Annotated in this window: 21 protein-coding genes and 1 pseudogene; 8 read left to right on the top strand and 14 right to left on the bottom strand. The window is 68.0% G+C overall.

The features are described 5' to 3' along the window. Window positions 1–3: 3 nt before the first annotated feature. The 8 genes from AL346_RS22220 to AL346_RS22190 all read right to left on the bottom strand — a co-directional run bounded on the left by AL346_RS22220 (window position 4) and on the right by AL346_RS22190 (window position 8208). A complete protein-coding gene (locus AL346_RS22220) occupies window positions 4–669 on the bottom strand; it encodes an amino acid ABC transporter permease (protein ID WP_019402582.1) in 666 nt (221 codons plus the stop codon). Between the two features lie 8 nt (window positions 670–677). Beyond that, window positions 678–1970: an alanine racemase gene (locus tag AL346_RS22215; RefSeq protein ID WP_019402583.1), complete on the bottom strand. Its 1293-nt coding sequence runs from the start codon at window positions 1968–1970 to the stop codon at window positions 678–680. A gap of 413 nt (window positions 1971–2383) precedes the next feature. After that, on the bottom strand, window positions 2384–3115 hold the full coding sequence (locus AL346_RS22210; protein WP_053194149.1) for a carbohydrate ABC transporter permease: 732 nt from the start codon (window positions 3113–3115) through the stop codon (window positions 2384–2386). After that, entirely contained in the window at window positions 3094–3267 is a 174-nt protein-coding gene (locus AL346_RS25240) for a hypothetical protein (protein WP_156332924.1), read from the bottom strand. The genes AL346_RS22210 and AL346_RS25240 overlap by 22 nt, the downstream gene beginning before the upstream one ends. 1 nt (window position 3268) lies before the next feature. After that, window positions 3269–4159, bottom strand: coding sequence for a carbohydrate ABC transporter permease (locus AL346_RS22205; RefSeq protein WP_019402585.1), 891 nt, complete (start codon window positions 4157–4159; stop codon window positions 3269–3271). A gap of 111 nt (window positions 4160–4270) precedes the next feature. Further along, window positions 4271–5551 (bottom strand): ABC transporter substrate-binding protein, encoded by a 1281-nt coding sequence (locus tag AL346_RS22200; protein ID WP_019402586.1) that lies wholly within the window; start codon window positions 5549–5551, stop codon window positions 4271–4273. Between the two features lie 92 nt (window positions 5552–5643). Next, window positions 5644–7044 (bottom strand): class II fructose-bisphosphate aldolase, encoded by a 1401-nt coding sequence (locus AL346_RS22195; RefSeq protein WP_019402587.1) that lies wholly within the window; start codon window positions 7042–7044, stop codon window positions 5644–5646. Between the two features lie 231 nt (window positions 7045–7275). Continuing rightward, window positions 7276–8208, bottom strand: a complete 933-nt coding sequence (locus AL346_RS22190; protein WP_019402588.1) for a PfkB family carbohydrate kinase — start codon at window positions 8206–8208, stop codon at window positions 7276–7278. Between the two features lie 217 nt (window positions 8209–8425). On the opposite strand from AL346_RS22190, the gene AL346_RS22185 reads away from it, so the two are divergent. After that, the gene (locus AL346_RS22185; RefSeq protein WP_019402589.1) at window positions 8426–9226 is read left to right on the top strand and encodes a DeoR/GlpR family DNA-binding transcription regulator; all 801 of its coding nucleotides are present in this window, start codon (window positions 8426–8428) and stop codon (window positions 9224–9226) included. A gap of 12 nt (window positions 9227–9238) precedes the next feature. Here the strand turns inward: AL346_RS22185 and AL346_RS22180 are convergent, their stop codons facing one another. Next, a complete protein-coding gene (locus AL346_RS22180; protein WP_026015212.1) occupies window positions 9239–9904 on the bottom strand; it encodes an aspartate/glutamate racemase family protein in 666 nt (221 codons plus the stop codon). 186 nt (window positions 9905–10090) lie between these two features. Between AL346_RS22180 and AL346_RS22175 the strand changes: the two genes are divergently transcribed. Then, the gene (locus AL346_RS22175) at window positions 10091–10603 is read left to right on the top strand and encodes a GNAT family N-acetyltransferase (protein ID WP_019402591.1); all 513 of its coding nucleotides are present in this window, start codon (window positions 10091–10093) and stop codon (window positions 10601–10603) included. A 91-nt stretch (window positions 10604–10694) separates the two neighbouring features. Further along, window positions 10695–11564, top strand: coding sequence for a polysaccharide deacetylase (locus AL346_RS22170; RefSeq protein ID WP_053194148.1), 870 nt, complete (start codon window positions 10695–10697; stop codon window positions 11562–11564). On the opposite strand, the gene AL346_RS22165 is transcribed toward AL346_RS22170, so the two are convergent. Then, entirely contained in the window at window positions 11531–12469 is a 939-nt protein-coding gene (locus tag AL346_RS22165) for a LysR substrate-binding domain-containing protein (RefSeq protein ID WP_019402593.1), read from the bottom strand. The genes AL346_RS22170 and AL346_RS22165 overlap by 34 nt on opposite strands. 101 nt (window positions 12470–12570) lie before the next feature. Here AL346_RS22165 and argH point away from each other — a divergent pair, with 101 nt between their 5' ends. From argH to AL346_RS22140, 5 genes are all read left to right on the top strand, one after another. Beyond that, entirely contained in the window at window positions 12571–13980 is a 1410-nt protein-coding gene (argH, locus tag AL346_RS22160) for an argininosuccinate lyase (protein WP_019402594.1), read from the top strand. Between the two features lie 122 nt (window positions 13981–14102). Further along, window positions 14103–14948: an amino acid ABC transporter permease gene (locus AL346_RS22155; RefSeq protein ID WP_019402595.1), complete on the top strand. Its 846-nt coding sequence runs from the start codon at window positions 14103–14105 to the stop codon at window positions 14946–14948. 14 nt (window positions 14949–14962) lie between these two features. After that, the gene (locus AL346_RS22150; protein ID WP_019402596.1) at window positions 14963–15775 is read left to right on the top strand and encodes an amino acid ABC transporter ATP-binding protein; all 813 of its coding nucleotides are present in this window, start codon (window positions 14963–14965) and stop codon (window positions 15773–15775) included. 34 nt (window positions 15776–15809) lie between these two features. Next, window positions 15810–16643, top strand: a complete 834-nt coding sequence (locus tag AL346_RS22145; protein WP_019402597.1) for an ABC transporter substrate-binding protein — start codon at window positions 15810–15812, stop codon at window positions 16641–16643. Window positions 16644–16720: 77 nt separating this feature from the next. Beyond that, window positions 16721–18118 carry an MmgE/PrpD family protein gene (locus AL346_RS22140; RefSeq protein ID WP_019402598.1) on the top strand — a complete coding sequence of 466 codons (1398 nt, stop codon included), beginning with the start codon at window positions 16721–16723 and terminating at the stop codon, window positions 18116–18118. 197 nt (window positions 18119–18315) lie between these two features. On the opposite strand, the gene AL346_RS22135 is transcribed toward AL346_RS22140, so the two are convergent. The 4 genes and pseudogenes from AL346_RS22135 to AL346_RS22120 all read right to left on the bottom strand — a co-directional run bounded on the left by AL346_RS22135 (window position 18316) and on the right by AL346_RS22120 (window position 22476). Further along, window positions 18316–19566 (bottom strand): family 16 glycosylhydrolase, encoded by a 1251-nt coding sequence (locus AL346_RS22135; protein ID WP_019402599.1) that lies wholly within the window; start codon window positions 19564–19566, stop codon window positions 18316–18318. Between the two features lie 432 nt (window positions 19567–19998). Next, window positions 19999–20562, bottom strand: a complete 564-nt coding sequence (locus AL346_RS22130; protein ID WP_197286644.1) for a polysaccharide biosynthesis C-terminal domain-containing protein — start codon at window positions 20560–20562, stop codon at window positions 19999–20001. Between the two features lie 15 nt (window positions 20563–20577). Further along, window positions 20578–21539, bottom strand: a pseudogene (locus tag AL346_RS22125) (oligosaccharide flippase family protein); the annotation flags it as partial. Window positions 21540–21699: 160 nt separating this feature from the next. Then, the gene (locus AL346_RS22120; protein ID WP_156332922.1) at window positions 21700–22476 is read right to left on the bottom strand and encodes a hypothetical protein; all 777 of its coding nucleotides are present in this window, start codon (window positions 22474–22476) and stop codon (window positions 21700–21702) included. Window positions 22477–22741: the final 265 nt, after the last annotated feature.

Below are 22741 nucleotides of genomic sequence, written 5' to 3'. Positions count from 1 at the left end.
CCCTCAGCGCCGCACCGGCCAGCGGAACATGAGCCTCTGGAGCCCGGCGAAGACGAGCTTGAAGGCCATGACGAGCGCGAAGTAGATGGCGCAGACGACGGCGTAGACCTCGAAGCTGCGGAAGGTGCGGCTGTCGATGAAACCGCCGGTGTGGAACAGCTCCTCGGCCGAGACCTGTGAGGCGAGCGAGGTGCCGAGCAGAAGCAGCACGAACTGGCTGGTGAAGGAGGGATAGATGGTCCGCAGCGCCGGCAGGAAGACGATGTGTCGGAAGACCTGCCAGCGCGTGAGCCCGAGGCATTCGCCGGCCTCCAGCTGGGCACGCGGGATGGCGTCGAGCCCGGCGCGGATGATCTCGATGGCATAGGCCCCGAAATAGATGCTCAGCGCCACCGCCGCCGCCTCAAAGGGCGGCAGGCGCAACCCGAGGCTCGGCAGCACGAAGAAGATGATGAAGAGCTGGATCAGTGCCGGCGTGTTGCGGATGACCTCGATATAGCCGCGGATGGCCCAGCGCACCGGCCGCGGCCCGCCCCGCACCAGCACGGCCCCGCAGACGCCGATCAGGGTGCCCGCGACCGCCGCGATCACCGTCAGGAGCAGCGTCAGCAGCGCCCCGTGCAGGAGCAGGTCGTCGTAGCGCCAGAGCTGGCTGAAGTTCAGCGTCATGGCGTGCCTCAGCCGAAGAACGTCGGAAAGGCGTTCGCCACCCGCCCGTCCGGGCCAAGGCCGAAGACGAGGCGCCAGCGGTCGAGGCAGGTGCACGGATGCGAGATGCCGAAGGCGACGATGTCGCCGACCGCGAGCGACGCATCCTCCGGCAGTTGCAGGAAGGCGTGCTGATCATTGAGCTTGACGACGGCGGCGCCTGACAGGCTGCCGATCGGCGCGCCATCGCGAAACGCCTCGAGCGGCACCGGCATGCCCTGGTCGAAGGAGACGTCGCGCATGCCCATGCCGCAGATGGCAAGGCCGGGCTCCGGCCGCGACAGCACCTCCGCCCACAGCCGCAGCGCCGGGCGGAAGGCCCCGGCCGCCTTCACGACCTTGCCGTCGATCGAAAAGCCGTTGCGCGCGTCGAGGCCCGAAAGGGCGCGGGCATAGACGCCGTGGTCGTGGAAGAAGATGGCGCCGCTGCGCAGCATGAGGGCGGCATTGCCGTCCGCACGCACCAGCGGCCCGAGCGCCGCGACCACCCTGTCGAAGTAAGACGAGCCGCCGGCCGTGACGATCAGCGGCCGGCTGGGCGCGGCCCGACGCACGAGGGCAAAGGCCTCTCCTGCAAGCGTCATGAGCGCGCCGATCGCATCGCGCGTCGCCGCGGCATCGGCGCCAGCCACGGCGCCTTCATAGGCGGCGACACCGTCGAGCACGAGGCTGCCGTCCGCCTCGGCGACGGCGGCGACGATCGCCTCGACCGCAGCGAGGTCCCGCGCTCCGGCCCGCGCGCCGCCCACCTCGACGAGGACGGGCAGCACGCGCCCGGCAAGGCGCGCGGCCTCCGCGAGGGCCGCGACGCAGGCCGGCGAATCGGCGAAGGCGCGCAGGTCGACGCCCGGCCAGGCCTTGAGGAAGGCGCCGAGCTGGCGGGCGCCGGAGCGGCCGCCGATCTCGTTGGCGAGCAGCAGGCGCTCGATGCCCGCATGGGCCATGACCGAAGCCTGCTGCACATTCGCGACCGTCGCGCCCCAGGCGCCGCGGGCGACGAGGGTGCGCGCGAGGTGCGGCGACATCGGCGTTTTCGCGTGGGGGGCGATGAGGACGCCCTGCGAGCAGGCATAGGCGAACATCAGCTCGCAATTGCCGGCAAAGGCCACCTCGTCCAGGGTCAATACCGGCAGCGCCATGTCCCCGGCCGCCGGATGCCAGCCGAAGGCCGCAACGGCATCGAGCCCGACGGCGCCGCATTCCACGGGAATGCCGCGGAAACGGCTGTCGACCTCACCCCACACGGCATCGGCGCGCTGCATGTTCCCCCACCGCTCGACTCGCTATGACAACGTTACCATAGAGGAATTTCGATCGATGACAACGTTATCATTTCCGGATGTCGGGATTGAGCGCGCGCTGGCCTCCGGGCCGACCACGGCACAAAAGGAAACGACCCTGAGCAGGCCGTCGGAATTTTGGGGGGATGAGAGCCACTCAGGGCCGGAAGTCGTTGGCGTCGGGCTGGAGGAACGCCAAAGCTGAAACACTTTTCTGCAACGCTCAAAATCTAGCGCAGAGCATTATCGATAACAAGCCGGCTCGTGAACGGTGTTTATTTGCCCACAAATAGTAATGCGCCCTAAAAGCTTTTCGGGGCGCATTACTGGTGAGCTTTCTATGCTTTGCTCGCCCGCTGCGCAGCAGGCGAGACAGGTGTCGGCGGCCGCCCCGTTCAGGAGGTCAGAGCGCCGGCGGTCATGCCCTGCACCATGTATTTCTGCAGGAAGATGAAGGCGACGACGAGCGGCAGGCTGGCGAGGACGGAGAAGGCCATCATCATGTTCCACTCGGTGACGAACTCGGCCATCAGGCTGTAGATCGCCATGGTCAGCACGCGGTTGCCCCAGGATTCGATGAGCACCACCGCGAAGAGGAACTCGTTCCAGGCCAGAAGAAACGTGTAGAGACCCGCGCCGATGAAGGCCGGATAGGACATCGGCACCAAGGTGCGGAAGATGGCGCCGAGCCGGGAGCAGCCGTCGACCATCGCCGCCTCCTCGATGTCGCGCGGGATGTTGAGGAAATAGCTGCGCAGCATGAGGATGCAGAAGGGCAGCGTGAAGGTGAGATAGACGATCACGAGCGCCGTGCGCGTGTCGTAGAGGCCGAACGTGATGAAGATGCGGAAATAGGGGATGCACAGGAGTACGAGCGGGAACATCTGCGTCGTGATCAGGAACATCAGCACGGCGCGCTGGCCGGCGAAGCGGAAGCGTGCCAGCGCATAGGCCGCCGTCGCCCCGAGCACCAGCGACAGGGCCGTGACCACGAGCGATATGATCATCGTGTTGGCGAAGACGACGAGATAACGCGGGCTGGAGAAGATCTTGGCATAGGGCTCGAGCGTGAAGACCTCCGGCACCCAGTCCGGCGGCATCTTCGTCACTTCGAGGTTGGGCCGCACCGAGACGGTGCCCATCCATGCGAGGGGAAGAACACGATGACGATGGCGAGGATGAGCAGCCCATAGGCGAGGAGCCGCATCAGCCGCTCGCGGTTGCGCAGGCCGAGGTAATAGGGAGAGACGACGGCCGGTTCGGTCGCAGGCATCAGCATCTCAGTGCTCCTTGCTCATGGTGCGGCGCACGTAGATGGCGCTGACGACGAAGAGGACGATGAACATCACCATCGCCTCCGCCGAGGCATAGCCGAAGCGCAGCTTCTGGAAGCCGTCGAAATAGATCACGGTCGCCAGCACCTCGGAGGAATGGGCCGGCCCGCCGCCGGTCATGACGAAGACGGGATCGAAGGCGCGGAAGGTCCAGATCGAATCGAGCAGCACGATCGTGGTGATGACGCCGCGCAGCTGTGGCAGGGTGATGTGCCAGAACTTCTGCAGGCCGGAGGCGCCGTCGATGTCGGCCGCCTCGTAGAGATGTTTCGGGATGGCCTGCAGCCCGGCGAGCAGCATGACCATGAAGAAGGGAAAGGCGCGCCACACGTTCATGGCCGTGACGGAGCCGAGCGCCGTCGCGGGATCGCCGAGCCAGGACGTGGCGAAATTGATGTCGATGAACCCGAGGCGGGCGAGAAGGCCGTTGAACACGCCGAAGGGCGCGAGCATCAGCACCCAGATCATGCCCGCCACGGTCGGCGCCAGCAGCCAGGGCACGATGAGCAGCCCCCGCGCCAGCGAGCGGAAGGTCTCGTTGAGCTGCATGTTGAGCAGGAGGGCGAGCCCGAGGCCGATGACGAGATGCAGCGCGACGCTCGCCGCCGTGAACACCACCGTCTGGCCGAAGGCCTGCCAGAAGAGCGGGTCGTCCATCAACGCCGCATAATTGCCGAGGCCAACCCAGGTCTCCCGCTGCAGGTTGCTGTCGTAGAAGCTGAGGCGGATGACGTCGCCGAGCGGATAGATGAGCAGGGCGACGAGGATCAGGAGCGATGGCCAGAGAAAGGAATAGGCCAGAATTTCATCGTGAAAGCGGTTTCGAAACGAGGGCATGGCTCACCCGGCCGTTGTCGGGGGCCGGCCGCCATGCGGCGACGCGGCCCCCTGAACAAGAGGGAAGGTCGGCAGGGGCCTGCCGGAGCAGGCCCGAGAGGAGCCGTGCGCCTATTTCGTCGCGGCGAAGATCTTGTTCCACTCGGCCGCGGCGTCGTCGAGGGCCTCCTTCGCACTCTTCTTGCCCTGCACGACGTTCTGCACTTCCGTGGTCATGATCTTGTTCATCTGCACCGCGTTCGGCATGACGAGGAAGGGCGACTGGGCCGTGGGGCGCTCCATCTGCGAGACGAAGGCGGCGAACTCGGTCTTCTCCTTGAACCACTCCTCGTTCATGACATCGGTGCGGGCGGGCAGCGCGCCGGTGCCCTTGGACCAGATCGCCATGCCCCTGGGGCCGGACAGCCACTTGAGGAAGGTCCAGGCGGCCTCCTTGTCCTTGGCCTGGGCGGTCAGGGTGTTGAGCGAGCCGCGCACCATGGTGCCGGTGGTCTTGCCCTCGGGCAGCGGGGCGATCTTGTAGTTGAGGTTGGGGTTGAGCTGGCGCTGGATGGCGATGCCCCACGGCCCCTCGAACATCATGGCGATGTTGCCGGAGGCGAAGTTCGCGCGCTTCTCCTTCTCGCCGTTGCTGAGGACGCCCGGCACGCTGATCTTGTCCTTGTTGACGCGCTCCACATACCACTCGATCGCCGCGACACCCTCGGGGCTGTTGAAGGCGGCCTTGTTGGTCTCGGCGTCGATGAGCGTGCCGCCCGCCTGCAGGATCAGCGGATAGATATCGTAGGTCATGTTCGTCGGCGGCTCCGACTGGAGCGTGGCGGTCACCGCGAACTGGCGTTTTTCCGGGTTGGTGAGCTTGCGCGCCATTTCGGCGAATTCGTCCCACGTCTTCGGCGGGTCGGACAGGCCGGCGGCCGCAAACAGGTCGGTATTGTAGAACAGCGCGACCGAGCCGCTTTCGACGGGCAGGTAATATTGCTTGCCGCGCCATTTCTGGTGGAAGGCGGAGGGAATATTGCCGAAGAACTCCGGCGGCTCCTTGGCGATGAGGTCGTCGAGCGGCTCGATCATGCCGAGGTCGGCGAACTCGGCCACCCAATCGACCTGCACCATCAGCACGTCGGCGAGCTTGTTGGCCTGGTGCTGCACGATGGCGCGATCGTGGAAACCGGTGAAGGGCGCATCGACCGACACGAGCGTGATGTCCGGATGGTCCTTCTCGAAGGCCGCCTTGAGCTCGGACATAAACTTCTCGCCGACCTCCGTGCCCTTCCACTGGTTCCAGCGCACCTCGCGCTGCTGGGCGACAGACGATGTCGACATGGCGAGCGACGCCGCAACGGTCGTCGCGACCGCGGTCAACCACACGGATCCGCGTCTGTTGTTCATGATCGTCCTCCTCAGATGGTGGCGTTTCCTCTGTCTTCGGGGAGCTCTCGGCCCGGCCGGGCTCCCTTCTCGTCATCAACCCGTTCTTCTCGTCAGCGGGCCAATCGCGTGATCGCCTCGGGCTTCGTGGCGTGCACCTTCACGGGGCGGGCATATTCGCGCACCAGAGCGCGCGTTTCGCCGACGTTCATCCAGGTGAACATGTTGCGGAACATCTCCTGAAGCGAGGCCATGATGTCCGCCTGCACGTCCTGCGGCAGCTCCCAGAAGCGCTTCTTCATGACTTTCCAGGCCTTCTTGCGGGTGTTGTAGAGAAATTGCACGTCGTTCTCGTCCGGGTGCCGCTCGGCGCCATGATGGGCGAAGGTGTAGTCCCTGATCTCGTCCTTCACCGCCTGCGGCAGGCGCGGATGGTCGAAGATGAGGTTGTTGAAGCCGAGCGCCAGATGGATCTCGATGGCGCCCGTGCGCGGGAAGCGGGCGAGCTGCTCGCCCGACAGGGTCGAGGCCCCGTGCTGCACCGCGCCGCCCATGCCGAACTCGGACCGGCACAGGTCCGAGATCGTCCTGACGAGGGCATAATCGACCTCGACGGCGGCGAGCGTCCCGTCCGGCAGCATCTTGCCGCCGTGATGCGTGCCCGAATTGATGCTGATCTTGCTGACCGGCGCGACCTCCCCGTCCCCGGCGGCGAGAACCTCCCGGTAGACGGCCATGAACTCGCGCAGCTCTTCCGGAGTGGTGTTCTCGTGGCCCACCTCGCCGATCTCGGCACCGAGCGAGATCGTCACGCCCTCGGGCTCGATGGAGCGCACGAAGCGCGTGAAATGGGCGGTCAGCTCCGCATTGAGGCGCTGCTGGTCGCGCACGGTCGGCAGCGACAGATCGACGGCGGTCGAGGCATCGATGTCGATGCTGTAGAAGCCGGCCGCCACCTGCTCGCGCATCACCGCCTCGAGCCGTTCGATCTCGGCGGCCGCATCCCGGGCATAGGCGGCGGCATTGACCTGGTCATGGTCGGCCTGGAGGAAGACCGGCCCCTCGTGCCCCTCGCGCAGGGCGGCGGCGAGCACGGCGGCGGTGTATTCCACCGGCGGCTGCGCGGCATAGAGCGCCTCGGCGACCGCCTGTTCGAAAATGAACAGCGCCGCATCCATCTCCCGCGCCGCGCGGAAGACGGCCCGGCAGGTCTGGTAGCTCCAGCCGCGCAGGTTCATGGCCGGAACCGTGCGTCCCTCCCAGCGCCCCGCGGCCCGCGCGAGATAGAGCTCCTGCACCGACGCCGGCACGATGCCGGCGGCCAGCGCCGCCTCGCGGATGGCCCAGATCGCGAGGGCCCGCGCCTCCGGCTCGCCCAGCGCGGCCGTCTCCGCCCAGCGGTCGATCATGTCGGCCGGCGGCCGGCGGCTCGCCGAGAAATCCCCGCCCTTGGCGAGATCGACGTCGATGCTGCGGAGATCCTCGGCAAGCGCGGCAACGGTGGAACAGCCCATGGGTCATACCTTCCCGGATGATGATCGGATCGCATCACGGCGCCGGAGGGGCCTCGCTGGGACGCCGCTCGTCGTCGCGGCCGCTGCAGTGCCGGCCTTCGGCCCGCCGCGGACACCGCTGCAACGGAACGGGTCATGCCGGCGCATCGCCTCCTCCCGTCGTTGTTCGTGATTGCTTTCGATCACCAGTTAGGCATTTTCCTTTCGTAATCGCAACATTCGATTTTCGAATTATGACTCAAGCTGCGCGACCTCGGTGCGCGACCGCTCGCCGTCCGTCAGCAGGCGCACGACGGCGGCCCGGTCGGGCATGCCGTCCCAGCCGCGCCCGCGCGCCCCCTTGAGCGCCGCCGCGGCAGCCGCGAAATGGGCCGCCACGACCGGCGACATGCCCTCGCACAGCCCCAGCGCATAGGCGCCGTGGAAGACGTCGCCGCAACCCGTGCTGTCGGCGATGGCGACACTGAAGGCCGGCACGGGCACGATGTCGCCGTCGACCAGCCACAGGCTGCCCTCCGCCCCGCGGGTGACGGCGAAGATCCGGCCCGGCGCCGCCCGGGCGCACCGGCGCAGCAGCTGCTCGGGCGGCCCCTCGCCGGCATAGTCGCGCAGACCCTCGCTGGAGAAGACGATGTGATCAGCCTTGGCGAGCAACCGCTCGCCGTCGGCCGCCAGGCCGCCGTCCGCGTCGAAGATGGTCGGAACCCTGCGCTTGCGCGCCCGGTCCAGCACCACCTCCGCCGCCGCCGGCCAACGGCTGTCGACGAGGACGGCCGCCGTGCCGTCGAGCGGATCGTCCGGCAGCACCGCGGGATCCGGCGCGAGGCCGCGCCGATCGGAGACGATGCTGCGCTCGCCGCGCGCGTCGACGAGCACGATGGCGCGCAGCGTGCGGCGGGCGGGAAGCTGCGCGACGCCGCTGCAGTCGACGCCGCTCGCCTGCATCAGCCGCAGCGCCTCGCGCCCGGCATCATCCTGGCCGACCCGGCCCCAATAGGCGGCACGGCCGCCGAGCCGGGCAATGGCGACGGCCGCGGTGGCGGCGGGGCCGCCGAAGCGCGATTCGTAGTCGAGCACCCCCGTCTTGATGCCCGACGACGGCAGCGCGCCGACCCGGAAGACTTCGTCGTGGACGAGATTGCCGACACAGACGATCCTCATCATGGCGCGCCACGTCCCCCCACGAAGGGCCGTCGTTGCGACGGCTGTTCGGTTCCGCTCATGCGGCCCGCATGTTCTTCTTCGGCGCCGGCTGGCCGGCAGACGGTCCCTGCCCGGCAGATGAGGCGCCCTCCATGATGAGCATTCCGTTTTCGTTTCCGCAAGCCTGTTTTCTTTTTCGAGCATTGCGGGCGCCGCCGGGGCGCGCTATGGCAAGATCATGGCTGCGCTGATCACCCGCCACGACCGGATTCTCGAAACCCTCGAGGTGCAGGGCTACCTGACCATCGAGGAGATGGCGGACATGTTCGCCGTGTCGCCGCAGACCATCCGCCGCGACATTCGCGATCTCGCCGACCGGGGGCTTCTGCGCCGTCACCACGGGGGCGCGAGCGTCAACCGCAGCACGGCGAATGCCGCCTACAGCCTGCGCTACGAGGAAACCGCGGCGGAAAAGGCCGCGATCGCCGAGACCGCGGCGCGCCTCGTCAAGCCGGGCAATTCCCTCTTCCTGACGCCCGGCACCACCGTCGACGCCTTTGCGCGGGCGCTCGCCAGATGTCAGCCGGCCGGTCTGCGCATCGTCACCAACAGCATCTCGGCGGCCACGATCCTCGCCGATTGCCCGGATGTCTCGATCCAGGTCACCGGCGGCCGGTGGACGAAATACAACGGTGCCGTCTGCGGCATGTTCGCCGCCGAATTCGTCGAGCAGTACCGCTGCGACCTGTTGGTGACGAGCATCGGCGGCATCGATGCGGAGGGCAACCTGCTGGAATACCGGGACGAGGAGGTCATCGTCGGGCGCAGCATGCTGCGCAACGCCCGGCGCCGGGTGCTGCTCGCCGACCACAGCAAGTTCGGCCGGGTCGCCATGGCGCGCCTCGCCCACCTGCGCGACTTCAACGTGCTCGTCACCGACAGGCGGCCCGTCGGAGCGATCAAGGCGATGATCGAGGAGGCGCGCTGCGAGCTGCTGATCGCCGAGGCGGAGCCTGCGCTCGAGAAGAAGCGGGCTTAAGACCTCTTCTGATCAGCTGATCCGCGCGAGGGCCGCGACGACATCCGCCACGGCGAAGGGCGGGCTCGCCAGCACCTTGCCACGCTCCTCCTCCGCGAGCGCCGGCACCACCCGCGCCATCGAGGCCTGGGCCAGCACCACGACATCGCTGCGCGCCGCGACCTCCCCCAATGCGTCGACGAGGCGCCGGTCGTGCCCGTCGCGGTCGCCCGCCATCAGGGCGTCATAGGCACCCTCCACCAGCACGGCCTCGACATCGGCCTCGACGCCTTCGGCCCGGGCCGTCTCCTCGACGAGCGCCGTGGTCGGCTCGAGCGTGGTGGGCAAGGTGGCGATGACGGCGATACGCCGGCCGCGCCGCACCGCCGCGCGCGCCATGCCGGCATCGACCCGCAGGATCGGGATGCCGACCTGCGACGAAACCGTGGCGCCGAGCGCGCCGATCGACGAGCAGGCGTTGAGGAGGAGCCGCGCCCCCTGATCCTTCGCCGTGCGGCAATAGCCGGCCCAGCGCGGCAGCACGGCCTCGAGGCGCCCGCCGTTGTCGCGCAGCTCCGGCAGGATCGAATCGTCCAGGATGTTGATGATGCGGAGCTCGGGCGCCTCGGCGCGGATCAGGCCGGGGAAGACGTCGAGGGTCGCCACGGACGTGTGGATGATGCCGAGGGTCACGGTCATGCGGGCCTCGCGGTGAAGAAACGGCGGCGCCGACCGGCGCTCGACCGCCCGGATGAATGAGATCGCCACTATTCCGCCCCGTCGCCGGGCCTTCAAGTGCGAACCCGTCGCGCTCATGCCCGCTTGCCTTTCGCCGCGGCCGTGGCAAAGGTCGCGCGTCGTCGCCTCAACGCCGGTCGCTCAGGAATGCCCGCCACCGCTCCCGCATCCGCCGTCTCCATCGCCTTCGCCACGCCGGCGGATGCAGCGACGGTCGCAGCGCTCATCGCGGCCATGGATGCGCATTATCGCCCGGGCGAGGCGCTGCCGCCGGCGGGCGACTATCGCGCGATGGTCGCGGCGACGCTCGGAGAGCGGGAGGGCACGCGCTTCGTGCTCGCCAGCGGCGCGGACGGCGCGCCGCTCGGGCTCGCCTGCATCGCCGTGATCCGGCCCGGCCGCGACCTCAAGGGGCTCGTCTACCTGAAGGACCTCTTCGTCGTCGAGGCGGCGCGGGGCCGGGGGCTCGGCCGTGGCCTCATGGCCTTCATCGCGCGCTTCGCCGCCGACAACGGCATCGGCCGCATCGACTTCACCACCGACCGGGGCAACGAGGGCGCCCAGCGGCTCTATGCCGCGCTCGGCGCGCGGGCGGTGGAGAAGGTCTATTACACCCTGCCGGGCGAGCAGCTCGCAGCGCTCGCCGCCGAGGCCTCATAGAGGCTATTCCATCGCCGACTGGCGGCATGGAAATCATTTCAATTGGCATTTTCCCGCCGGCTGGCAGCATCGGCCGCAAGAGGAGACGATCATGCCAGCCGACATGCCCCGCCCGGCCAATCCCGCGCCGCCCGCCCCGGACTTTCCCTGGCCCGACGGCAAGCAGTCCGCCTTCTTCCTCGGCTTCGACGTCGATGCCGAATCGGTCTGGCTCGGCATCGACCGGCGCAATGCCGAGCGCCTCGTCACCATGTCCTACGGCGGCTACGAGGCGCGCGTCGGCATCCCGAAGCTCCTCGAGCTGCTCGCCCACCACGGCGCCAAGGCGACCTTCTTCGTCACCGGCTGGACGGTGGACGCCCATCCCGCCGCCTGCGAGGCCATCCTGAAGGCGGGGCACGAGATCGCCCACCACGGCTACTGGCACCTGCGGCCAGAGCCGGGCGACGACGAGGTGATGCGCGAGGAGGTGGAGCGGGGCTTCGAGGCGCTGAAGCGCGTCCTCGGCGTCGTGCCCGTGGGCTACCGCGCGCCGTCGGGCGAAAGCTGCGTCGCGCTGCTCAAGATGCTGCGCGAGCGCGGCATCCGCTATTCCAGCTCCTGGCGAGACGACATCCGGCCCTACCGCCACCTGCTGCCGGACGGGCCGGGGCCGATCGAGATCCCGGTCAACTACAGCCTCGACGACTGGAACTTCGGCATCACGCACCGCATGAGCCCGCGCGCGCTCTTCGGCCGCGAGGCCGTGCTCTCCATCTGGCGCGACGAATTCGAGCAGACGCACGCCTGGGGCGGCGTCACCACCATGATGCTGCATCCGCAGGTGTCGGGACGGCCGATGCGCCATCGCCTGCTCGACGAATTCCTGACCCATGTCGCGGGCTTCGACGACGTCTGGTGGGCGACGGGCCGCGACATCGCCGACCATTACGAACGCTGCGAGGCAGCGAGCGGCGCCTGAGCCGCCGCTGTACTTTCCGTCTCGCGCGCTTCCGCCAGCGCCCAGTCGCAGAAGGTGGCGAGGTCGGCATGCCGCGGCCGGTCGAGCGGCGTCGTCAGCCAGTAGCAATTGGTGCTCGAGTAACCGAGCCCCGCCGGATTGACGAGTTGCCCGCCGGCGAGCTCGTCGAGGATCAGGCTGCGCGGCACCAGCGCCAGGCCCTGTCCCGCGATGGCCGCGCGGATGACGAGCGAATAATAGCCGAGCCGCACCATCCGCTCCGGTCGCACATCGCCGATGCCGTGGCTCGCGGCGAAGTCGCTCCAGTGGAGCGGCGTCTGCCGATGCTCCAAAATCGGGAAGCGCCAGGCGTCCTCCGGCGCGCCGATGCCACCGCCGCGGGCGATGAACTGCGGTGCGCCGACGAGAAGCACCTCCCGGCCGAGGAAATAATCCGCCTGCCAGCCGGGCCAGTGCCCGTCACCGAAGCGGAAGACGATGTCCGCCTCCTCCACCGTGTCGCTGGCGGCGAAGGTGCTGAACTGCACCTCGATATCGGGATGCGCCTCGACGAAGCGCGAGAAGCGCGGCATGAACCAGCGATCCCCCAGGATCGGCAGCACGTGCAGCCTGAGCGCCGGCCGCGAGGAGCGCAGGCCCGCAACCCGGGCTGCCGCCGTCTCCAGCGCGCCGAGGGCGACGCGCGCCTGGGCGATGTAGATGACGCCGGCCTCGGTCGGCGCCAGTCCGCGGCTCGTGCGCGTGAAGAGCGCGAGGCCGACGAGGTCCTCCACCGCCTTGAGCTGCTTGCTGACCGCGCTCTGCGTGAGGTTGAGCGCCTGGGCCGCGGCCGAGACCGTGCCGTGCTGGGCGAGCGCCGCCACGACGCGCAGCCCCGTCGTCGTCGGCAGATGCGGGCGCGTCATGCCCCCTCTCCTATTCCATTTTGGACTAGTGTTTCGGAAATCTATTCAATTGTCCAGTTTCGGGGCCGGTGCCAGCATCGATTGTGACAGGAGGATTGCGGATGACCGAACCGGTGAGACTGTGGGGTGCGCGCTTTCGCTCGCCGCCGTCCGAGGCGCTGATGAATCTGTCGCGGGCGCCGGCGAACTATTTCCGCCTGGTGCCGGAAGACCTGCAATCCTCAGTGGCGCATGCGCGCGAACTGATGCGCGCCGGCATCCTGACCGAGGCCGAGACGGGCGAGATCATTGCCGCCCTCGAGGCGATCGGGGAAGACTGGCGCGCCGGGCGCATCGCCCCCTCCCCGGCCGACGAGGACGTGCACACCTTCCTCGAGCGCATGCTGAAGGACCGGCTCGGTGCGCTGGGAGGCAAGCTCCGGGCCGGCCGCTCGCGCAACGACCAGGCGGCGAACGACCTCAAGCTCCACCTGCGCAGCGCCGCCCGCCGGCTCGCCAGCCAGGTGCTCGCCCTGCAGGGGGCGCTGATCGCGCAGGCGGAACAGCATCGCGACACGCTCTGCCCCGGCTTCACCCACCTGCAGCCGGCCCAGCCCGTCACCTTCGCCCACCAGCTCCTCGCCCATGCCCAGGGCTTTTCGCGCGACGTCGAGCGCTTCCGCGACTTCGACCGGCGCGCCGCACGCTCGCCCCTCGGTGCCGCCGCGCTCGCCGGCTCCGCCATCGCGCTCCATCCCGAGCTGTCGGCCAAGGAACTCGGCTACGACGCCCCGTGCGAGAACTCGATCGATGCCGTCGGCAGCCGCGACCACGTGGCCGAGTTCCTGTTCGTCACGGCGATGCTCGGCGTCAACCTCTCGCGGCTCGCCGAGGAAGTCTTCCTCTGGTCCTCGAAGCAGTTCCGCTGGGTCAGCCTCGACGACGGCTATGCCACCGGCTCTTCCATCATGCCGCAGAAGAAGAATGCGGACATCGCAGAGCTGACGCGCGGGCGCGCGGCGCGCCTCATCGCCAGCCTCAACGGCCTCCTGGTGGCGCTCAAGGGCCTGCCCTTCGCCTACAACCGCGACCTCTCCGAGGACAAGTGGGCGAGCTTCGAGGCCATCGACACGCTCGACCTCGTGCTGCCCGCCATGGCCGGCATGATCGCCACCATGGCGGTCGACCGCGAGCGCCTCGCCGAACAGGCGACCGAGGGCTTCACCCTTGCGACGGAGGTCGCGGACTGGCTGTCGCAGAACGGCGTGCCCTTCAGCGAGGCGCACGAGATCACCGGGTCGCTGGTGCGCTATTGCGAGGAAATGGCCATCGACCTGTCGGAGCTGACGCCGGCGGACCTTGCCGCCGTCGATGCACGGCTCGGTGCCGACGTTCTGCCCAGGCTGACGCCCGAGGCGGCCGTCGCCGCGCGCAGCGGCTATGGCGGCACCTCGCCGGCGCGGGTCGGCGAGCAGATCGAGCGGCTGAAGAGGACTGTCGAGGCGCAGCGGCGCTGGGCGGAAAGCGCCTGAGCGCGCACACTTCCGGGGAAAGCATCGTCATCGGCGCCGAGGGCCCAATGGACGATGCCAGGAACGATCCCTTGCCGACGGCCGAAGATGCCGCGGCGGGATCAGGAGAACGAGCAAAGCCGATGACCGACACCGTCTACCAGATCAGCCATCTCGTCCATGTGCCCCGGCGGCACTATGGGCGGATGGTCGCCGCCGCCCTGGTCCTGGCGGCGCTGGCCGCCATCGCCCACGCCTTCGTCGTCGGGCAGATCGAGTGGAGCTACGTCGGCGAGTTCCTGACGGTGCCGGCGATCATGACCGGCCTCGTCAACACCATCGTCATGGCCATCCTCGCCATGGTCGTCGGCATCGTGCTCGGCGTCGTCTTCGCCATCATGCGGCTGTCGGACAATCCGGTGCTGTCCTACACGGCGCTCGGCTATATCTGGCTGTTCCGCGCGGTTCCGGCGCTGCTGCAGCTGCTCTTGTGGTTCAATCTCGCCCTCATCTTCCCGACCATGGGCATTCCGGGCCTCTTCTCGGTGCCGACGGTCGAGGTGATGACGCCCTTCGTCGCCGCCCTCCTCGGCCTCGGCATCCAGCAGGGCGCCTTCACGGCCGAGGTCGTGCGCGCCGGCCTTCTCTCGGTCGACCGCGGCCAGTACGAGGCGGCCCAGACGCTCGGCATGACGCGGCTCAAGATGCTGCGCCGCATCATCATGCCCCAGGCCATGCGGGTCATCATCCCGCCGGTGGGCAACGAGTTCATCGGCATGGTCAAGCTCACCTCGCTCGCCAGCGTCATCCAGTATGCCGAGATCCTGCACAGCGCGCAGAACATCTACTACGCCAACTCGCGCGTCATCGAGCTGCTGATCGTCGCCGCCTTCTGGTACCTCATCGTCGTGACGGCGCTCAGCCTCATCCAGGGGCGCATCGAGAAGTACTATTCCAAGGGCGCGGCTCCCGCCGCCGATACGAAGTGACGGGAGGACGGGCCATGGACATCCGCACCACCGCCGCAGCCGACGACCAGAACCTTTCCCCGGCCGCCCCGCTCGTCGTCGCCGCAGATGTGCGCAAGCGCTTCGGCGACAACGAGGTGCTGAAGGGCATCGACATCGCGGTGTCGAAGGGCGAGGTGGTCTGCATCATCGGCCCCTCGGGCTCGGGCAAGAGCACCTTCCTGCGCTGCATCAACCAGCTCGAGCGCATCGACGGCGGCGCCATCTGGGTTGCTGGCGAGCTCGTCGGCTACAGGCGCGACGGCAACTTCCTGCACGAATTGACCGATGCCGAGATCGCGCGCCAGCGGCGCCGCATCGGCATGGTCTTCCAGCGCTTCAACCTCTTTCCTCACCTCACCGCGATCGAGAACATCATCGAGGGCCCGGTGCAGGTGCTGGGGGAGAAGCCGGCCGAGGCCCGCGAGCGCGCCGAGGCGCTTCTGGCGCGCGTCGGCCTCGCCGACAAGCGCGACGCCTACCCGGCGCACCTGTCCGGCGGCCAGCAGCAGCGCGTCGCCATCGCCCGGGCGCTCGCCATGCGCCCCGAGCTCCTCCTCTTCGACGAGCCGACCTCCGCACTCGACCCGGAACTCGTCGGCGAGGTGCTCGGCGTGATGCGCGACCTCGCCGGCTCCGGCATGACGATGATCGTGGTCACCCACGAGCTCGGCTTCGCCCGCGAGGTGGGCAACCGGGTCGCCTTCATGGACCAGGGCCAGCTCGTCGAGATCGGCGACGCCCGTAAGGTGCTGACCGATCCGCAACAGGCGCGCACGCGCGCCTTCATTTCCGCCGTTCACAAGTAAGACAATCACTTCTGGAGCAACGGAGCCAACTGCCATGAAGACACGTACCCTCGTCCTTTCCGCACTCGCGCTCGCCCTTGCCGGCGGCGCGGCGATGGCCCAGGCGCTGCCCGAGCGCATCATGACGAAGAAGCAGATCGTCGTCGCCAACGTGCCGAACTATCCCCCGCTCGAGTTCAAGGATCCGAAGACCGGCACTCTGACCGGCCTCGATATCGACCTCGGCAATGCGCTCGCCAAGAAGCTCGGCGTTGAGATCAAGTGGGAGGAGATCAGCTTCGAGCAGATGGTGAGCGCGCTCACCACCGGCCGCGCCGACATGATCCTGAGCGGCATGAGCGACCTGCCCGGCCGCCGCGAGACGCTCGACTTCGTCGACTATCTCGAATCCGGCGCCCAGTTCTACACGACGGCCGACCGCGCCGCCGAGTACAGGGCGCCGGAAGATCTCTGCGGCAAGACCGTGGGCGCGAGCCGCCGCACGTCCTTCCCCGCCGAGATGGAGAAGTGGAGCAAGACGACCTGCGAGGCCAACGGCAAGCCGGCGCTCAAGATCGTCGGCACCGAGGGCTCGGCCGATGCCCGCACGCAGCTGCGCCAGAAGCGCCTCGACGCCGCCGTGCAGGGCAGCGAGACGCTTCCCTACCTGCTCAATCTCGAGCCCAACACCTACGCCATCGTCGGCAAGCCCTTCACCTCCGTCTACCAGGGCATGGGCTTCGCCAAGAAGGACACGGAGCTGCGCGACGCCGTCGCCCACGCCTTCAAGGAGATGATCGCCGACGGCACGTACGAGGAGGTGCTGAAGAAGTGGGAGCTTCAGGACGCCAAGCTCGACAAGCTGATGATCAACGGCGAGGCTAAGTAAGCCTCCGCTCCAGGTTCTCCCCTCGACTGCGCCGGGCGGCCTCCGCCCGGCGTCCTTTCCCTTCCACCGCGGTCCCCATGACAGCCAGTGCCGACAACCTGCGCGCCGCCGCGCTTGCCCGCTTCGTCGTGCATGCTTCGCCCGACGACTTGCCCCGGCCCATCCGCGACAAGAGCGCCCGGCACATCCTCGATACGCTGGCCTGCGGCATCGCCGGCGCCGCCTCGCGCGAGGCGCAGGCCTGCCTTGACCTTGTCGAGGCGACGGAGGAGCCCGGCCCCGCCCCGGCCTGGGGCACCGACCGGCGCCTTGCCTCCCGCTCGGCCGCACTCGTCAACGGCATCGCCTGCCACGCCTTCGAGCTCGACGACACCGGCGGCTGCGACCATTCCGGCGCCGTCGTCGTGCCGGCAGCCATGGCCGCGGTCGCGCTGTCCGAGCGCGCGATCTCCGGCGACGAATTCATCCTCGCGGTCACCCTCGGCTATGACGTCGCCCGGCGGGTGCTCGAGGCCTGCGGCGGCTACGAGCCGCACAACAACGCCGGCTGGCACTCGACCGCGACCTGCGGCACCTTCGGCGCCGCGGTGGCGGCCGGACGGCTGATGCAGCTCGATGTGACGCGCATGGCCCATGCCCTCGGCCATGCGGCGAGCTTCAGCGGCGGCCTCTGGGCCTTCATCCACGACGGCAGCCAGACGAAGCGCGTCCACGCCGGCCGCGCCGCCGAAGGCGGGTTGCTCGCGGCGATGCTCGCCGGCGCCGGCGTCACGGGCCCCTCGGCCGTTTTCGAGGATCGCTGGGGCGGCTTTCTCGCCACCTTCGCCCAGTCCTCCGCCCGGCCGGAAGCGCTGACCATCGGCCTCGGCGAACGCTGGCGCATGGAGCGCGTGTCGCTCAAGCCCTATGCGTCGTGCCGTGGCACGCATTCTTCCATCGACGCGCTCGGCCTTCTCCTCGACGGCAACGGCCTTGACGGCGGCGACGTTGAACGCATCGAGGTGCGGCTCAGCCGCTTCCTCCTCGACATGTGCGGCGGGCGGACGGTCGATACCCTGCCCGAGGCGCAGATGAGCCTGCCCTATGCGCTCGCCGCGCGCCTCGTGCTCGGCCACGCCGGGCTCGACGCCTATCGCGCTGCCCGCCGGTCCGATCCCCTGCTGCGCGCAGCCATGGACCGCATCGCGCTCACCGTCGACGACGCCATCCCGGCAACCGACGAGCCCTTCGTTCGGATCGCGACGCGGGACGGGCGCTCGTTCGAGACCCGCGTGACGAGCCCGCTCGGCTCGCCGGCCAATCCGGTGGGCGAGGCGGCCTATTTCGACAAGGTGCGCGGGCTGTGCGGCATGGCGCTGCCGGCCCCCGCCGTCGAGCGCCTCGTCGCCGGGGTTCTCGACCTCGGGGGCGACCCGGACATGCGCTGGCTCGGCGACGCCCTCGGAGCGCCGCGGCGGCCGCCCGTCTTCGACTGACGCTTGGCGCGGCGACCACTCCCTGAGCCCGCGCCACGACGGGGGCAGCGAAGTGTCGACGAAGCCGCAGTGCGCGCGTTCAGTCCCTTTTTCGGCCCATCGGGACCGGTCTGAAAGCGCAGGATAGCCCCGCCGGTCGGACCGTGCAGGGTTACCGGAAGGTCCCGGCGCAACGCGCCGGGACCAGGATCAAGGGATCAGCCCCACCAGTGGTGATGGTCCTGGAAGGCCTGATCGTGGCTTTGCATGGCCCCGAAGACGCTCGACAGATCGATATGGTCCGTCGGTGTGAACGCGTCACTGGCGGCCGCGGCATGGGACTGGAAGTCGCTTCCCATTTTGGAGGGCGAGAACGATCCCGCCCGCGCGCCATGGTCCAGGAGTTGCGAGAAGTCGATCCCGCCCCATCGGGCCGCATCGCTCCCGCCCTGATGCCACCAGCCATGATGACCGGGCCTGGAATCGCCCGCCAGGTCCGGCGTAGGCACCAGGTCCGGCGTAGGCACCAGGTCCGGCGCAGGCACCAGGTCCGGCGCGGGATCCACCGCGGCGGTGGCGTCTTGGGCCTGGCTCGCGCTCGCATCGGCGACGAGGCTCTCCTCGCCCGAGGTGGCCGAAGCCGTCTCGGTGGTCGCAGCCGAGCCGTCGGTCGCACCCGATCCACCATTGGCATCAGCCGAAACGTCGGCATCCGCCTCGACGGTGACAGACGCATCGGCATCGGCTGCTTCGATAGCATCGGCAGCTTCAATCGAGCCCTGCGTCGCCGACGCCTCGGCCGCAGCCGCGCTTTCGGTCGTCGCGCTCGTGGACGAGCTGGAGGACGTGGACGAGGTCACCGACGGATCCGTGATGCCGTCGCCTGCACCTTCCGCATAGACGCGAACGTAATCAACCTCCATCGTCGACGGGCCGGACCCGCCGCCATCATTGGTGTAGAGATTGAGCAGCAGGTACATGGGGTCGTGCATGTCCGCCGGTGTCGCAGCCTGATAGACCTGCTGGCCGTCGAGGTACCAGGTGATCTTATCGGGCTCCCAGGCCACGCCGTAGCGGTGGAACGAGGTCGACAGATCCGGAATCTCGAGCCAGGTGCTGTCGGCCGAGTGCCCGCCGACCCCGGTGTGGGCGGTGAACACGCCACCCCAGGAATTGGACTCGAAGACATCCAGCTCCGGCGGCCAGGCGCCGCTCGTGGGGAGAAGCCAGAACGCACCGCCGCCGGCCCCGCTGCCGTTGCCGCCATCGGCGATCGTGCCCGTCGCGGGCATCTTGGCGCTCATCTCGAAATACCCATAGGTTTGCGAGAAGGTGCCCTGCGTATCGAGGTGCCCAGAGGTGTACGGCTCACGCAGGCCATCCGGGGCCGCTTGAGCCGTGATGTTCAGAACGCCATCGTCGACTGTCCACGGACGGACGCCGGACGTGCTGGGATTGTCGGCACTCACGAACCATGTGGTTCCGGCCGAGTATCCGTCCGGCGCGTAGTCATGCGTCGTATTCCACGTGCCAGAACCGGCGTGATTATGCCGAATGGAAAGATCATCGAACTCATCGCTGAAGGTTAGATGAGCTGTTGCGGCTAGGTTGTTGGGATCTATAGCCAATAGTGCCTCCGTTATCGTGGTTGTTATTCATCGGCGCGAGGGTGATGTTGGAGGTCAACGTGGCAGCAATATGGCGCCCGCACAGATGAGCCGCACGCTCGGCTTGGCGGCCGCGCGGCTCATCATCAAAACGGCTGCCTGATCTGGCGCTTACGGAACGTTGCTGACGTTCTCATGCAGGGGCCGGCACGACCGGCTTGGGAGACGGTCCATGGCGCCCCAACACCGCAAATGGCGTCGCCTGCCGAGAGCCCGATCGGACCGGGCGCGGGCTCAGGCCCCGCTCGCCCGTTCCGTCTCGGGCGCCGCCCGGACGAAGAAGATCCTGATTTCCTTCAGCGCCGTCCTCACGAAACCGGGCAGCAGGACATATTCGAGCAGGACCGCATAGACGACGAACCCCAGGCCGATGCCGCTCAACAGCGAGAGCAGCATTGGCCAATCGTAGGCGGCCATCCAGTTGATCGTGACGAGCGCACAAACGGCAAAGCCGAGCCCGGCGGCCGCGATCCGCAATGCCGATTTGGTTCCCACGGTCCAGTTGACGCCGCACGCTTTCTGCAGCGTGAACAGGCATAGCGGGACGATGCAGGCAAAGGCGCCGGACCACGCGAAACCGACCGCCGTGAGGCTGAACTGGGCGCCGATGACGATGAAGATGGAAACCGTCAGCAGTTTCGCCGTGGCCAGCTTGAAGAACAGGTCCGGCCGTCCGGCCGCCGACAGCGCCGAGCCTGCGAAGAAGGACAGCGGCAAGGTGAATGCGACCAGACACATGGCCTGCAGGATGCCGACGGCGCCCGACCATTGCGGCCCGAGCAGCGCCAGGACGAACACCTCCGCCCCGATGCCGAGCGCGAGGAGCATGGGCATCCAGATGGCCAGGGTGGATCGCACCATCATGTCGTAGGAGCTTGTGAAAACGCCGCGGTGAGCGGTGTTGCGGCTCAGGATCGGCATGACGAGCATGCGCATCGGCGTCAGCAGGACGGTGCTCGCCATATCGAGGAGGCGTGAGGCAAGCACGTAACAGGCGACCGCATCGGGCGGGAAGAACAGGCCGACGATCAGGCTGTCGACGCTGTTGCTGAGCGCGGTCGCAAAGCTTCCCCCATGAAGCAGAAACCGAAACGCGCCAGTTCACGGCCCTGCTTGAGATTGAATATGAAGCGCGGCCGCCATGAGGTCGCCGTCCACAGGATGACCACCGAAACGACAGTCTGCGTCAACTGCAGGGCGACGAGCGACCAAACGCCCCAGTCCGCGGCCGCCAGCGCGATGCCGACGACGACGCCTGCGATCCGTCCGACAATGGTGCGCCGCGCCAGGACGGCCGTGTCCAGGTTGCGCAGGAAGAGCGCGATCTGGACGCTCATCAGCGCCTGCAGGGGTGCGAGGAAGGCGATCCACCTCAGCACGGGCTCTATGATGGGAGCGTGGTAGACCGCTGCGAGCCAGCCGGCGAGTCCCTGGATCGCGAGAAAAATGGCCGCTGCCAGGAGCAGGTTCATCCAGAATACCGTCGATGTGCGCGACGGCCCCGGATCCTCCACCCAGATGAGAGCATCCGCTATGCCGTGATAGAGAACCACATTCATCAGGCCGATCAGCGCCATCGCGATCGCAAATACGCCGTACTGCTCCGGTCCGATCAGGCGCGCGATGATCAGGAATGCGAGGAACGGGATTCCCTGGCCCCCCACCACATCCATGAAAGTCCAAAGCAGCGCTTTCTTCTCTCTGGTCTGCAAGAGCCTATCTCCAATATTGGACTGGAGCACTCGCTGAGCGGGCGACTTGGGTCCGCTCACCATTTCATGTGCGCGAACAGCGCATTGGATGCGTGTTCCGCCATCTCTTCCTGGGAATGACCGACACCCGGAGCTTCGATGAGGCGCCAGGCGAACTCCGTCTTGAGACGCTCGGCCTGACGTTTGCCGAAAGCGATGAAGAACTGCCCGCGAGCGACGCGGTTTACACCTTGGCGGCCGGCGCAGGCCTCGTATCCGTCGGCCCCGAAGTAATCCGTCGATTTCGTATCGTGCTGCCCGACATCGACGACGAGCGGGTGGCCCAGGGCAGAGCGGAGCGCCTCCTCCTCCGGGGCCGCGCCGCCGAGGCCGCAGGGATAGTCCTGCGTCGGATCAGGCAGGGTGTACCACCCCCGCTGTCGGCCACGACGAGGTCGACCCGTGGCGCGCCGGTCAGCAGAAGGTATCGATGCGCGAACTGCGCTCCGGCGGAGAATCCGTAGAGCTGGAAGCGGTCGTTCACCGCGCCGGTCGCCTGGCGAACCGCATCGACGGCCCGATCGAGCGCATGGAAGGTCCAGGCTGCCTTGGGCTGGGGCCGGCGGGCCGCATCGGTGACGTTACCAAGGTTGTACCACAAGGTGCCAGGGAACTTGGCTTCGCTGAACTCGGGCACGATCAGCAGGAGGTTGTACCTCTCGGCAATCGGGCGCCAGGTGTCCCGCAAGAGCGTCGCGTTCCGGTCGGCGCCATGCAGGACAACGAGCAGGCGCCCGTCCTGCGGGCGCCAGGCAGTCGGCTTGTGAATGAAGACATCCATGGGACCGGGCGTAACGCCCGCCGGCTCGAAATACCGCAAGACATCTCTTCCCGCCGCAAGATCATTCTGCGCCGTGCTCCGGCCCTCCAAGACCATCACCATGGGCACCATGAGGATTGCCCCGGCTATCCCTGCCGCAATCCCCCTGAGGGAGGCGATCGTTCGTGCATAACGCAGCAAATGCATCCTCCCCAAAGCAACAATTACAATAGCAGTCTAATAGTGCTGCCGGCGCAGACCATCGCTGTAGACGGATCGTGGTGAGCGATTGCGAACTAATCCGAGGTGATAGGCGGGCTCAGCACGGCCCCGGCCGTCCACACCGCCCCTCGGCTGCTGCACCTCACGGCGCAACCCGTGCGAGCGGGTCGGCTGGCTTCCCGTCTGGCGGGCGAGAGATCCGGCGGCATCGAGCAACGCCAATCCGGGTATTTGCCGGGGCCGC

Source organism: Chelatococcus sp. CO-6 (assembly GCF_001271345.1).
Lineage (GTDB): Bacteria > Pseudomonadota > Alphaproteobacteria > Rhizobiales > Beijerinckiaceae > Chelatococcus_A > Chelatococcus_A caeni.
This window is presented reverse-complemented; position numbering and strand designations above follow the sequence as displayed.